Source organism: Lyngbya sp. CCY1209 (assembly GCF_055795065.1).
On the sequence record NZ_JAYFER010000647.1, the window covers coordinates 25131 to 38262 of the forward strand.

Annotated in this window: 12 protein-coding genes; 7 read left to right on the top strand and 5 right to left on the bottom strand. The window is 57.7% G+C overall.

Translation table 11 applies throughout. The annotated features are described in order from the left end of the window. Nucleotides 1–161 precede the first annotated feature (161 nt). The 7 genes from der (at nucleotide 162) to AC0QHF_RS26430 (ending at nucleotide 6045) form a co-directional block, all read left to right on the top strand. Nucleotides 162–1523 carry a ribosome biogenesis GTPase Der gene (gene der, locus AC0QHF_RS26400; protein ID WP_324707259.1) on the top strand — a complete coding sequence of 454 codons (1362 nt, stop codon included), beginning with the start codon at nucleotides 162–164 and terminating at the stop codon, nucleotides 1521–1523. A 30-nt stretch (nucleotides 1524–1553) separates the two neighbouring features. After that, on the top strand, nucleotides 1554–2468 hold the full coding sequence (locus tag AC0QHF_RS26405; RefSeq protein ID WP_324707260.1) for an energy-coupling factor transporter transmembrane component T family protein: 915 nt from the start codon (nucleotides 1554–1556) through the stop codon (nucleotides 2466–2468). Nucleotides 2469–2693: 225 nt separating this feature from the next. Continuing rightward, the gene (gene pipX, locus AC0QHF_RS26410; RefSeq protein ID WP_324707261.1) at nucleotides 2694–2963 is read left to right on the top strand and encodes a transcriptional coactivator PipX; all 270 of its coding nucleotides are present in this window, start codon (nucleotides 2694–2696) and stop codon (nucleotides 2961–2963) included. Nucleotides 2964–3112: 149 nt separating this feature from the next. Continuing rightward, a complete protein-coding gene (locus AC0QHF_RS26415; protein WP_324707262.1) occupies nucleotides 3113–3784 on the top strand; it encodes a YggS family pyridoxal phosphate-dependent enzyme in 672 nt (223 codons plus the stop codon). 122 nt (nucleotides 3785–3906) lie between these two features. After that, the gene (locus AC0QHF_RS26420) at nucleotides 3907–4527 is read left to right on the top strand and encodes a cell division protein SepF (RefSeq protein ID WP_324707263.1); all 621 of its coding nucleotides are present in this window, start codon (nucleotides 3907–3909) and stop codon (nucleotides 4525–4527) included. A gap of 254 nt (nucleotides 4528–4781) precedes the next feature. Then, the gene (proC, locus tag AC0QHF_RS26425) at nucleotides 4782–5585 is read left to right on the top strand and encodes a pyrroline-5-carboxylate reductase (RefSeq protein WP_324707264.1); all 804 of its coding nucleotides are present in this window, start codon (nucleotides 4782–4784) and stop codon (nucleotides 5583–5585) included. Between the two features lie 310 nt (nucleotides 5586–5895). Beyond that, on the top strand, nucleotides 5896–6045 hold the full coding sequence (locus AC0QHF_RS26430; protein WP_324707265.1) for a hypothetical protein: 150 nt from the start codon (nucleotides 5896–5898) through the stop codon (nucleotides 6043–6045). A gap of 593 nt (nucleotides 6046–6638) precedes the next feature. On the opposite strand, the gene plsY is transcribed toward AC0QHF_RS26430, so the two are convergent. The 5 genes from plsY to hpsJ-B form a co-directional block, all read right to left on the bottom strand. Then, nucleotides 6639–7316: a glycerol-3-phosphate 1-O-acyltransferase PlsY gene (plsY, locus tag AC0QHF_RS26435; protein ID WP_324707266.1), complete on the bottom strand. Its 678-nt coding sequence runs from the start codon at nucleotides 7314–7316 to the stop codon at nucleotides 6639–6641. A 297-nt stretch (nucleotides 7317–7613) separates the two neighbouring features. Continuing rightward, the gene (locus AC0QHF_RS26440) at nucleotides 7614–8624 is read right to left on the bottom strand and encodes a DUF3086 domain-containing protein (protein ID WP_375341468.1); all 1011 of its coding nucleotides are present in this window, start codon (nucleotides 8622–8624) and stop codon (nucleotides 7614–7616) included. 297 nt (nucleotides 8625–8921) lie between these two features. Further along, nucleotides 8922–10829, bottom strand: coding sequence for a 1-deoxy-D-xylulose-5-phosphate synthase (dxs, locus tag AC0QHF_RS26445; RefSeq protein WP_324707267.1), 1908 nt, complete (start codon nucleotides 10827–10829; stop codon nucleotides 8922–8924). A 267-nt stretch (nucleotides 10830–11096) separates the two neighbouring features. Further along, nucleotides 11097–11990: a glycosyltransferase family 2 protein gene (locus AC0QHF_RS26450; RefSeq protein WP_324707268.1), complete on the bottom strand. Its 894-nt coding sequence runs from the start codon at nucleotides 11988–11990 to the stop codon at nucleotides 11097–11099. Between the two features lie 201 nt (nucleotides 11991–12191). Continuing rightward, nucleotides 12192–13037 carry a hormogonium polysaccharide biosynthesis protein HpsJ gene (hpsJ-B, locus tag AC0QHF_RS26455; RefSeq protein ID WP_324707269.1) on the bottom strand — a complete coding sequence of 282 codons (846 nt, stop codon included), beginning with the start codon at nucleotides 13035–13037 and terminating at the stop codon, nucleotides 12192–12194. Between the last annotated feature and the right edge of the window lie 95 nt (nucleotides 13038–13132).

The window sequence follows — 13132 nt, forward strand, 5'->3', positions numbered from 1 at the left end:
TAAGAAAGTGAAAAATGAAAAGTGAAAAGTGAAAAATTGGGGTGGATGGGATTCGCCCTCTTCCCATTCCCGACTCCCGACTCCCGACTCCCCACTCGGAAGCCGGCAAGCGATAAGATAGAACATTAGCACTATCGGAGCCCGCACCGGGCTACAGTTCCATGTCTCGACCCATTGTTGCCATTATCGGACGCCCCAATGTGGGGAAGTCTACCTTAGTCAACCGTCTCACGGCTACCCAGGACGCGATCGTTCACGACGAACCGGGGATCACCCGCGATCGCACCTACCGCCCCGCATTTTGGCAGGATCGGGAGTTCGTGGTGGTGGATACGGGGGGGCTGGTGTTCGACGACGAAACGGAGTTCCTGCCGCTGATCCGCGAACAGGCTTTGATGGCCTTGGCGGAGGCGACGACAGCGATTTTCGTCGTGGACGGACAGACCGGGCCGACGGGGGGGGACGAAGCGATCGCCAGTTGGCTGCGGGGACACCAGGTCCCGGTGTTGCTGGCGGTGAACAAGTGCGAATCTCCCACCCTCGGCATCACCCAGGCGGCGCAGTTTTGGGAGTTGGGGTTGGGAAATCCGTTTCCGATTTCCAGCATCCACGGCAGCGGGACGGGGGAACTGCTCGACGCCCTGATGGAACACCTGCCCCCCGCCGACGAGGTCTCCGACGAGGAGGAGTTGCGGGTGGCGATCGTGGGACGGCCGAACGTGGGCAAATCCAGCCTGTTGAATGCGTTTTTGGGGCAGGAACGGGCGATCGTCAGCCCCATTTCCGGCACGACTCGGGACGCGATCGATACGGTGGTGGAACGCAACGGCCAGATTTACCGTTTGATCGATACGGCGGGAATTCGCCGGAAAAAGCACGTCGAGTATGGGGCGGAGTTTTTCGGGATCAACCGGGCGTTCAAGGCGATCCGTCGGGCGGATGTGGTGTTGTTCGTCATCGATGCCGAGGAGGGGGTGACGGACCAGGATCAGAAGCTGGCGGGGCGGATTTCCGACGACGGGCGGGCCTGTGTGATCGTGGTGAATAAATGGGATGCGATCGAGAAGGATACTTATACCATTTTGGATTTTGAGAAGGTGTTGCGATCGCGGTTGTATTTCCTCGACTGGGCGTCCATGATATTTGTCAGCGCCAAAACCGGACAGCGGGTGAACAAAATTTTGGCCCTGACAGACCAGGCGGCCCAAGAACACCGGCGTCGGGTGTCCACGGCGGTGATCAACGAAGTGATCGAAGAGGCGGTACGCTGGCACTCCCCCCCCACGAACCGCCAGGGACGCCAGGGAAAAATTTACTACGGCACCCAGGTCAGTTCCCGACCGCCGACGATCGTTTTATTTGTCAACGATCCCAAGCGGTTCGGGGACAATTACCGTCGCTACATGGAAGGCCAGTTCCGGCAACAACTGGGATTTTCCGGGACGCCGATCCGGCTGATGTGGCGGGGCAAGGCGATGCGGGAAGTGGAGCGGGGTTCGGCCAACCGGGCCACGCGGGTCTGAATCGAGAATTGAAGACGAACTGATCTTTCTATGGATTTATTGCGATCGCTCCCCATCGGCCTGTATCTGGAACAGCCGATCACCTGGCTGCACCGCCTCGACGCCCGGATCAAGTTGGTCTGGCTGATGAGTTTTTTACTCGCCCCCCTGCTGGCCAGTTCCCTCTGGCGCCTGGGGTTGGTGGGCCTGCTGATCCTGATTACGCTGACGGCGCGAATTCCCCTGCGGGTTTGGAAACGGCAGATGGGTTGGCTGCTGATGTTCTGCGGGTTGCTGTTCGCGATCAGTTGCATCCTCCCCGACGGCTTGACGGTGGAACACCAACCCCGCCTGCCGCCGGACGAGATCGCGTTTTCTCTGGGGGAAACTGCCGAGAACGCCGCACCGCTACCCCAACCGACGCCCTACCGCTACGTCCTCATAGTTCAGGGTCCCCTGACCGTTACTCGCTATTCCTTGGATTTGGGGTTGCGGATCAGTACGCTGCTGTTTACTTTGGTTTACAGCACCAATCTGTATTTGCTGACGACGGCTTCAGAGGAAATTGCGGCGGGATTGGAAAGTTTGATGAAGCCGCTGCGGTGGCTGAAAATTCCGGTGACGGAAATTGCCCTGACACTTACTCTCTCGCTGCGATTTTTTCCGCTGGTATTGGAGGAAATTCAGAATTTGTATCGGTCGGTACGGACTCGGGCGATCGATTGGAAAAAATTGGGCCTGCGGCGGGCGACCCAAATTTGGCTGTTGGTGGCGGAACGACTGCTGGAGAATTTACTGTTGAGGGCCGAGCAAATTTCCAACGCCATGAAGGTGCGGGGGTTCACCAGTCCGAACCGACACCGGGTCGAGTGGCATCAGCTCCGCATCCGCTGGCGGGATTGGATCGCGCTGGCGGGCCTGACGCTGTTTTGGGGATTGCGCTTGATTTGGGGCTGGGAACCTTGAGGCATCGGGAAAAATCTTTCTCTTTTGTCAGACTTGAAAAGTTGCCGGGAGAATGTCAAGATATATCGGCGGATCTTCGACGCGAAACCGATCGCGGTTTCGGGTCTCCGGCGTTCTGCGATGCGGCGATCGCGGGATTCCCGCCATTCAACTGCTCCAGTTTTCGACAATGCCGACCCTTGCATTAAGCTGATTGAAGCGATTATTTGCTGACTTTGAGGTTGAATGACAACTGAAACTTACATGAACCATCCCAACTTCGGCTTACTTTTCAAAGTTTGCCCGGTTGAAGATAATCAAGAGTTATTTACGACCCTTTACGCCCAGCGCCTCTTTTTTTTAGTGACCCAATCGCCCGCCGGATTGAAGTTTGAACCCATCAGTCGCTCGGATGCCAGATTGTTGGTGGAAATTCGCCTGCGGATGTTGCGACGCACGGGCCAGGAGGAGGCCCTCCGAAAACTGCAATCCATCCACCACCGCACGTTTCAGTAACCGTTGATCTGGTATCAGTGCGCGATCGCGGTTGGAAATGCCCCGCAAGTCCTCTCAAGTCCGACCTAAATCTCTCAAACCGCTTCTCCCTCCCGTCAATTTTTGACTTTTAGTGAGATGCCGGACGCCACCCCAGACAGATTTTCGATATGAGTGATTCGATCGCCGAACAAATTGCCAATATTCGCGCTTCCATCCCCCCCTCCGTGCGACTCGTCGCCGTGACCAAAACGGTGTCCGCCGATGCAATTCGAGTCGCCTACGCCGCCGGGGTGCGGGATTTCGGAGAAAATCGGGTTCAGGAGGCGGAGGCTAAACAGGAACAATTGCGAGATCTCACGGATATCACCTGGCACCTGATCGGCCACGTCCAGAGTAACAAAGCGGCGCGGGCGATCGCCAATTTTGATTGGATTCATTCGGTGGACAGTTTGAAACTCGCCAAGCGGCTTGATCGCCTAGCCCGGGAACAGTCGCGATCGCCGCACGTCTGTTTTCAGGTGAAAATCTTGCCAGACCCCAACAAATACGGTTGGACTGTCCCCGAATTGATGGCCGACCTGCCGAAATTGGACGCCTGCACGGCCCTAAAAATTCAAGGTCTGATGACAATCCCCCCCCAGGGATTGGACGAAACCGAGACGCGATCGGTGTTCGAGGCCACCCGAGAATTGGCCGATCGCATCCGGTCGCAAAATTGGGATCACATCCAAATGCGGGAATTGTCGATGGGAATGTCGGCCGACTATTTACTCGCCGTAGAAGCGGGTGCGACTCTGATCCGGCCCGGACAGAGTATATTTGGTAAGAGAAAGATATAGACGAGAGCGTATTTTTTCTGTCAAGATGACCGAGTACAGAAAAACTCAGAATAGTAAACCCCTCCGGGCTAACCCGTGAGGAGAGTTCGGTCGGGGTTCGGAGTTTCGATGGAGAGTACACCGTGAATACACTGTTTGGCAAACTTCGGGATTTCGTGGGACTCAACGAATCCGTTGAGTACGACTACGAATACGATGAAATGGAAGGGGACCAGTACCAGACCATGTACCAGCAAGCCCCCCAACCGCAGGCGGCCCCCCTCGTCGCCGAGGAGGAACGCCGCAGCCCCCGCCGCGGGCGGGAAAGAACCGTCGGCACCGTCGGCGGCAGCAATCTTACACCTGAGTCAGTAGGAGTGGGTTCAACCGGAATGAATAATAACGTGATTGGAATGCCAGGAGCGCTCAACGGGATTTCCGAGGTGATGGTGATGGAGCCGCGCACCTTTGAAGAAATGCCCGCCGCCATCCGCGCCCTCAAAGAGCGCAAGTCCGTCGTTTTGAATCTGACGATGATGGACCCCGACCAAGCCCAGCGGGCCGTGGATTTTGTCGCCGGCGGCACCTATGCCCTCGACGGCCACCAAGAGCGCATCGGGGAGAGCATCTTCCTGTTTACGCCCAGTTGCGTTCAGGTCAGAACCCAATCCGGCGTGGCCAACGAAGTTCCGGGCGTCCGTCCCCGCATGGCTCCGACGGCGAGTTCCGTCTGGCAACCGGAGAAAATCCAGGCTATCCAGTAGTTGTTTTCAATTGGAACCTCGGCAACCGGTGGCCGCGAGCCCCTCAGCGGTACGAGTCAAAAACGGTCACGGTTGCTCAATAGGGAATAGGGAATAGGGAATAGGGAATAGGGAATAGGAAATAGGGAATAGGTAACATTTCACTTTTCACTTTCCCCACACTCCATACCAGAAGTGAGAAATTCTTCACTTCTGACTTGTGACTCCTCACTCCTCCTGATCGATGAGTGTTCAATGCGATTTAGAAAAGATTTATGACAGGGTTTAAATTTGGGGCGATCGGCGGCGGGGTGATGGCAGAGGCGCTGCTGTCTCGCCTCCTGGCGCGACAGGTGTACCAGCCCTCGGAAGTCATCGTCAGCGACCCCTCGCCGGCTCGGCGGGAGTCCCTTTCTCAACAGTATGGCGTGGCTCTCACCTCCGAGAATCGCGAGGCTGCAGGGGCTTCTGAGGTGGTGTTGCTGGCCGTGAAGCCCCAGATCTTCGGCGCGATCGCTTCGGATTTGGCCGCGGTGCCGCCGGAGACGCTGGTCTTGTCAATTTTGGCCGGGACGACCCTGGAAACGTTGCAGGGGGCTGTCCCCGATCGCCCCGTGATTCGGGTGATGCCCAATACCCCCGCAACGGTGGGGGCGGGGATGAGCGCCCTGGCCTCCGGAAAACGGGCGGAAGCCGTCCACGTCGAGCGGGCCACGGAAATTCTGTCGGCGGTGGGGGACGTGGTGGAAGTCCCGGAATATTTGATGGATGCGGTGACGGGTTTATCGGGTTCGGGTCCCGGATACGTCGCCGTGATGGTCGAGGCCCTGACGGACGGTGGGGTGGCGGCGGGACTGCCTCGGGCGATCGCGGCTAAGTTGGCTTTGAGTACCGTCTGGGGCACGGCCCAACTGCTGCGGGAAACGGAACTGCACCCGGCCGAACTCAAGGATCGCGTCACCAGTCCGGGGGGCACGACGATCGCCGGAATCGCTCAATTGGAGGCGGCGGGTTTTCGCTCGGCTTTAATTGAGGCGGTGCGGGCGGCGCGCGATCGCTCCCGGGAATTGGGAAGTTAAATTGAATTGATAATTGACAATGGATAATTGATAATTAATTGTTCCTCTTCCCCACGGTATTTGTACGATTTGTGAAATCGTTTTAATAAGAATTGTAAATTTTTCGGCGAAGAGGGGTTGACAGGGGGCGACGGCTGGCGGTATGATATTGACAAGGTTCTTAATAATGGGGTGGTCGCAAAAATTTTATTTCAATCACCACTCCCATTATCTAAAATAATACCGGAAGTCAAGCCCAAAATCAACCCCCCTCAAAAAAAAGTCGAAATTTTTAATATTTTTTTAATTTTTTCAAAACAAAAACATAGCAGTGAGCGATCGCGTCAAGAATCCGCTCCGGCTGCGAGACTCCCGCGCTGTCATTTCCGATTCGGCATCGGGAGTCCGTCAATTTCCGCTGTTGGCTGATGCCATTCCCCAGTCGATTTTGCGATCGCTCCCCGACTTTTCCCCGGATTGAAAAACGGTATTTGTACGATTTTTGGGAGCAGGCGCGGCGGGATGAGATCGGGGCGGAACGAAATTTTAGAGAAGTGGTGAAATCGTTTTAATAAGAATTGTAAAGTTTGTGGCGCGGAAGGGTTGACAGGGGGGCGCGATCGGCGGTAAAATCTTGACAAAGTTGCGAATAATGGAGTGGTTGCACAAATTTTATTTTCGTCACTATTCCAATTATATAAAATAATACGGGAAGTCAAGTCAAAAATCAAGCTTTCTTCCCAAAAACGACGAAATTTTTAACATTTTTTTATTTTTTAAACAACAAAAAGATCGCCAGTATGGCGATCGCGTATGAACGAATCCAAGAAAGCCCGAAAACTCTGAAAGGGCTTTGGTTGTCCCGACTCCCGACTCCCGACTCCCGACTCCCGACTCCCGACTCCCGACTCTCGACTCCCGCGCCCACGCATGGGGGAGGATTGGACACTCCCCGACTCTGCGGCGTGGGAATTGGTCGGTATCAGAACGAAGGACACAGAGAAAAAGCATTCGCCGTCCGAGTTGAGAGAATCAGTCGAGATGCCGATTTCCGATCAAAGTGCGATCGCGCCTTTACTGGGTTTCCACCGACAATTTCTGACCGATGCGGGGTTCTTTCCCCTGCAACAACCGCTCGATATTGGTGCGGTGACGCCAGATGACGTAGGCACCCGCCGCCACGGCGAACAGTTGGTAGGGGAGGGGTTGTCCGGTGACGATCATCAGGGCCGAAATGGCGATCGCGCCGGCGATCGAACCCAAAGAGACGATCCGAAAACTCGCCAAAACCACCGCAAAAACGGTTAGCGTCGCCAAAGCCAGCACCCAATTGAGAGCGAACAAAATCCCCAAACTGGTGGCGACGGACTTGCCCCCCTTGAAACCGATCCACAGCGATGTGGTGTGGCCCACCACCGCCGCCAAGCCGGAAAGAGTCGCCACCCAGTAGGCGAGGGCGTCGGGATTTTGAATCCCGGCTTCCAGGGCGATCTGGCGGGTGGCGGGGAGGGAGTAGGCGGCGAAAATCATCGCGATCGCCGCGGCCCCTTTCAAGATATCCACCAACAGGACGGCGAGGGCCGGCCCCTTGCCGCAGGTTCTCAGGACGTTGGTGGCCCCCGTCGAGCCCGATCCCTGTTCCCGAATATCGATCCCGTAAAACCAGCGGCCGATGGCGTACCCGGTGGGGATCGATCCCAGCAGGTAGGCGGCGGCCAAGAGCCCTCCATTCAAGACGAACCACTCAATCATGTTTAACCCATTCCCTTTAAAAGTTCGATCATCGGATTCGCATCCTAAATCCAACATCGGGCCTCATTCAGCCGATTGTCAAGTCGTTTTTTGTAAAGATAATTCCCGGGCCGGATGCGATCGCCCGTGGGGGGATGCGATCGGGGGAGGTTCTGACCTGTTCATCTCAACTCCTCGATCCCCGCGCCGATCTTCAAAGTCCCACACCGATCCCAGTTTAGACGATCTCCCCCGGACCCGGATGGATCGGAGGGGAGAAATCGCCGGCGACCGCCGCCGTCAACCGTTCACCAAAAACTAAAATTTGTCCGCCGCAGATTGAGCCGCCTGGGGGTCGGGAGCGAAGGCCAGCCAGAGGGGAAACTGAAGTAAGGAAAGGCTAATTTTTTCCTCCGCGTCGTCGATGATGATGAACGGGAGCCAGCCGCCGCCGGTCAACCGCTCCGCCTTTTGGGCCAACAATTCCGGGTCTTCAAACAATCCCACCCCGCGATCGGGGCCGAAGTCGCGGCGGTCGATGCCCAGACAATCTTGCAGTCCCCGCCGCCACTCTCCGAGCCGCTCGGGACTGTTTGCCAAAACCAGCGTCCGCAGGCGATCGTCGTAGAGGGTTCTGAGCACCGAGACGGTCGCCGAGGCCACCAGAATATTTTGCAGGCGGGAGCCCATCGTCCGCATCGCCCCCCGTCCCCCTTGGGTGAAAAACCAGTTGGAAACCTGTTTGGCGTGGATGGGTTCAAAGGTGCGTCGCAACTGCCAGGGGGGGCCGTAATAGTCCGGCATCGTGCGATATTGGTCAATAATACGGCGGATTTGCTGGGTCTGTTCTTGAAAAGCCGATGGGGTAAATTGGGGCGCGGGGGACTCGTCCGGAGACTCCTCCGGGGACACCGGGGCGGCGGGGGAACTCGATGGAGCCGGGGTGTCCTGAGCTTCTGGGATCAAATCGAGCTGTTCGGCCGTAGCGGCGAGATCTTGGAGGCTGCCGACGAGGTAATCTTTGAAGCCCTGCACCCGGATCGCCAAATCCTGGGAGACGCCGGCGAAGGTGGTCCGCATCTCCTTTTGGATGCGATCGCGGCGGCGTTCGAGTTTTTCCACTTCCACTTGCAGGGCTTGGCGTCGCCGTTCCAACTCGCCGAGGGTTTCGGACACCAAATTGCCGATGGATTGGGAGAGGTCGCTCTGTTCTTGCTGAAGTTTGGCTTTGGTCGCCCGGAGTCGGGCGATCTCCTGTCGCAGTTCGTCGGCTTGGCCGTCGAGATTGTCGCCGGACTCGAGGGGTGATGATTCGGTCGGGGGATTCAATGGTTCGTCTCGGTCTGGGGTTGGGATGTCGTCTGAATTCATGGACAAGGTTGACTTCTGTGTTGGGCTAACGGTCGATGCGATCGCGATCGCAATTCACAATAGAGTAGTGCCGGGACGCGAAATCGAAAAGTACCCGCACAACGAACGATCGCCAAAGCGACAACTACAAATCAATTCGTAGTCTTCGCCTCGGCGAATGTTCGAGATCCGGACTCGAGTGCGTCCAATTCTATTTTAGTGGGGCAGCGGGAACTCGAAAGGGGGAGCGATCGCGCCCCCTTTCCGTAGCGCCGATCAACTCACGGGAGAGGGTTGCTTGCTGAAGAACGCCTCCCGGATCTGTTCGGAAATTTGGGAACTGGTCAGGCCCAGATCCGCCTTCGACTCGTCCGGCTTGGCGTGGTCTACCAGTTTGTCGGGGACGCCGAACCGCTTCAGTGGCACCAGAACCTGGTGATCCATCAGGGCTTCGGCCACCGCAGACCCGAAGCCGCCCATGACGCAGCCCTCCTCCAGGGTGGCGACCTTGCCGATCTGCCGCGCCAGGGGCAGGATCAGTTCCGTATCCAGGGGCTTGACGAACCGGGCGTTGACCACCGTGGATTCGATGCCGTGTTCGCCGAGAATTTCGGCCACCTGCATCGCCGAGGCGACCATCGAACCGTACCCCAGCAGTAGCAGGTCTTCCCCGTGGCGGAGGATTTCGCCCTTGCCGATGGGCAGGGGTTCCCAGCCCTCTTCCATGAGGGGGACGCCCAACCCCGATCCCCGGGGATAGCGCATGGCGATCGGGCCGTCGGTGTGGTTGATGCCCGTCACCATCATTCGCTGCAATTCCGCCTCGTCCTTCGGCGCCATGATGGTCATGTTGGGCAGGCAGCGCAGGTAGGCGATATCGTACATCCCCTGGTGGGTGGGGCCGTCGGCGCCGACGATCCCGGCCCGGTCGAGACAGAAGAACACGGGCAGCTTTTGGATGCAGACGTCGTGGATGATTTGGTCGTAAGCCCGCTGCAAAAAGGTGGAGTAGATCGCCACCACGGGGCGCATCCCCTCGCAGGCGAGTCCGGCGGCGAGGGTGACGGCGTGCTGTTCGGCGATGCCGACGTCGATGTACTGTTGGGGGAGTTTGGCCTGAAGTTTGTCCAGACCGGTCCCCGTCGCCATCGCGGCGGTGATGCCCAAAATTTTGGGGTTGTCTTCGGCGAGTTTGATCAGGGTTTGGGCGAAGACTTTGGAATAGCCGGGGGGCTTGGGTTTGTTGGAGGGGATCGCCTTGCCGGTGGCGAGGTTGAAGGGGGACTGGGCGTGGTAGCCGACCTGATCTTTTTCGGCGATCGCGTAACCCTTGCCCTTGGTGGTGGAGACGTGGACCATCACCGGGCCTTTGATTTCGTGGGCCTGCTGGAAGGTGTCGATCAACTCCTCCAAATTATGGCCGTCCACCGGGCCGAGGTAGGTGAAGCCCAACTCTTCGATCACCGCCCCGACTTTCGACACCGCCAGACGTTTCATCCCATCTTTGAGGCGCTCCATGTCGGGACTCAACGTCTCGCCGACGAAGGGAATTTGTTTGAACTGTTCCCGCAGGTTATCTTTCAGGAACTGCACGGGGGGGCTCAGGCGCATTTTATTGAGGTAGCGGGGGATGGCGCCGACGTTGGGGGAGATGGACATCTCGTTGTCGTTGAGGACCACCATCATATTGGTGTGGGGCAGGTGGCCGGCGTGGTTGATGGCTTCCAGAGCCATGCCCCCGGTCATTGCACCGTCACCGATGACGGCCGCGACCTTGAAGTTTTCGCCCCGCATATCCCGGGCCATCGCCATCCCCAGGGCGGCGGAGATGCTCGTGGAGGCGTGTCCGGCGCCGAAATGGTCGAAACGGCTCTCGCAGCGTTTCAGGTAGCCCGCCACGCCGTCTTTCTGGCGCAGGGTGCCGAAATTGTTGTAGCGGCCCGTCACCATTTTGTGGGGGTAGGCCTGGTGTCCCACGTCCCAGATCACCTTGTCCCGATCCAGGTCGAGGGTCTGGTAGAGTCCCAGGGTGAGTTCCACCACGCCCAGTCCGGGCCCCAGGTGTCCCCCCGTGGCGGCGACCGTTTCTAAATGTTTCTCGCGGATTTGTCGGGCAATTTCTTGCAGTTCGTGGACAGACAAACCGTGGAGTTGATTTGGATGAGTAATTTCACTCAGATGCATACTTCAAATACCCGCGCTAACCATAATTGACATTGGAGACCATCACGCCGGAGCTGTCGATCGGTCCGAGCATCAACACAGATGACATGGTAGCAGGGGATGGGGTACGCAAACATCCCGGAGTCCGCCGCACCCCGGGATTAAATGACCCCGAAATGAAGGGACATCAGGGTAAAGGGAATCGATCGATTCTTTGCAATCCGATATATTTCGTAGCGTTTCTTGATTAAATTTGTTACAAATGCACCCTGTGGGACGGCCCGATTCTCAAAATTGGGGGAGGTCGGCCGGGGTCGCCTCTGCGATCGCCCCCTTGGGTTCGCCATCCGGATCGAGTTTCGGGGCGGGCAGATTCTCGATCTCCCAAACTTTGATCAAGATCAGGTACTCGTAGAAGGCTTGCAGGGTACACCAGGCGAAGCCAGCGGAGCCGTCGAGGAAGCCGCCGAGCAGGATGTACATATACAAAAACCGGATCAGGGGGCGAAACGGCATCCGCAGGGACAGATCTTTGAGGGCGTGCCGCCGTTCGACTTCCGTCTTCCCGAAAAACAAGTTCTTCCAGTCCACCGTCCCCGATCGCAACTGCCTGACGGTTTCATAGGCTTCGTCGGTGGAGTAGCGGTTGTGCTTGTCGAGCCAGCGACTCATACCCTTGCTGGAGGTGTAGTGGGGGTAGGTTTCTTTCAGGAAGCCGGTGGGGCCTTCGCAGACTTCCCGCTCGGTGTGGCCGTAGTCGTCGAACCAGACTTTCTCCTTGTGGAACAGGCGCATCTGGTAGCGGGGGTATTGGGTGCTGCGGCGAATCCAGCGGCCCATGAACATGACCCGTTCGGCGACGTAGAAGCCGATGTTGCCGTCGGTGTTGTCCTTGGCGCGATCGCACTCGGCGAACAGTTCCGGGGTCATGCGCTCGTCGGATTCGAGGATGTAGACCCATTCATGTTTGGCGGGGACGTTCCGCAGCATCCAGGTGCGCTGGCGGCCGTGGCTTTCAAACTCGTGTCGGAGGACCCGCACGGGGTAGCGTTCGGCGATCTCGACGGTGCGATCGCTGCTGAAGGAGTCCACCACAATGATATCGTCGCATTGGAGGGCCGACTCGATGCAGGCCGCAATGTCGATCTCGTCGTTGTAAGTCAAGATATAAATTGAAAACATCGTATCGCGATCAGTGATGCAGGTGTGGGAAAAAAAGGCAGTGTTTCGCGCGGGGGGCTATCCCCGGAGGTGGAGACCGGAACTCTGGAGATCCGGGATGTCCGACGGCTCGCTTCGGGTTCGCGCCGGCGGTAGATGCCCCGCCTCCGGGGATCGGAAGTGTCCCGTTCGCGATCGCCGGCGTCCGCACTGCCTCGGGGATCAACTCGCCGACGACGGAGACGACGGCTTGCGGCGGCTCTTATTCGTCAGGCCCAACCCTTTCAAACCCGTCCAACCCACGGTGATATAACCGATCGCCAGCAGCAAGCTGTTGATTCCGGTCTGGAGGCTGGATTTGAGCGACTGCCGTCTCGCCTGCTGTTCGAGTTGCGCCTTGCGTTCGCGAATTTGGGTGAGCAACTGGGTGGGGAGGGAATCGGCCTGCTGTTCCAAAAAATCGTCGAGGACGCCAGGATCGGTCTTCGCCTGTTCCAGAAGGTCTTGAATTGGCTGGGGGACGTTTCCTTCTTCGATCGCCTGGTTCAACTGGTCTTCGTTTTGCAGGAGGCTGCCGAGTTGGGTGCGGAGTTGGGTTTTGCGCTGTTCCACCTGCTGTTGAAATTGGGCGCTGCCCAACTGGGTCTCCAATTCCGTTTCGGCCTGGGTCGCCTGCTGGTTGATTTGAGCCAGGGCATCCCGCCGCGCCAGACGGGTGTTGTTGAGGTGCAGCGGAAACAGCAACAGGTACATTAACCCCAGCAAGCTGGCGAGGATGGCGACCCAAAACCGCAGGTCGGCGACGGGAGATTTCCCGGACTTGCCGGCGCCGGCCAGGACGCTGTCCATCCAATACCCGATCAAAATCAGCGCCATCCCCACCAGGGGGACCACCCCCCGATCAACCAGGCTGCTGGCCGTCTGGATCAGCCAGTTGCGATCGGTCAGATTGAGGGGGAATAACAACACCAGATAATCAACCAGGGCCGAAATAATGAGTATAGCCCCGACGATTTTGAGACTCCAGGAGGCTTTGAAGGAAAACTGACGGTTTGTTGTTGATGTCATGGGACTTTCGGTGATCTAATTGTGTGTTCGCAACAGGGGCGAGATGAGTTCGAGCTGCCATCGGATCGGCCGGTTAACTCGGCCAGCCGTTCGCA

Bases quoted from the DNA above. Each gene is read 5' to 3' on its own strand.
- plsY (WP_324707266.1), bottom strand. From the start codon at position 7,316: ATGATTGAGTGGTTCGTCTTGAATGGAGGGCTCTTGGCCGCCGCCTAC.
- pipX (WP_324707261.1), top strand. From the start codon at position 2,694: ATGACAACTGAAACTTACATGAACCATCCCAACTTCGGCTTACTTTTC.
- AC0QHF_RS26405 (WP_324707260.1), top strand. From the start codon at position 1,554: ATGGATTTATTGCGATCGCTCCCCATCGGCCTGTATCTGGAACAGCCG.
- der (WP_324707259.1), top strand. From the start codon at position 162: ATGTCTCGACCCATTGTTGCCATTATCGGACGCCCCAATGTGGGGAAG.
- AC0QHF_RS26450 (WP_324707268.1), bottom strand. From the start codon at position 11,990: ATGTTTTCAATTTATATCTTGACTTACAACGACGAGATCGACATTGCG.
- hpsJ-B (WP_324707269.1), bottom strand. From the start codon at position 13,037: ATGACATCAACAACAAACCGTCAGTTTTCCTTCAAAGCCTCCTGGAGT.
- dxs (WP_324707267.1), bottom strand. From the start codon at position 10,829: ATGCATCTGAGTGAAATTACTCATCCAAATCAACTCCACGGTTTGTCT.
- AC0QHF_RS26415 (WP_324707262.1), top strand. From the start codon at position 3,113: ATGAGTGATTCGATCGCCGAACAAATTGCCAATATTCGCGCTTCCATC.
- proC (WP_324707264.1), top strand. From the start codon at position 4,782: ATGACAGGGTTTAAATTTGGGGCGATCGGCGGCGGGGTGATGGCAGAG.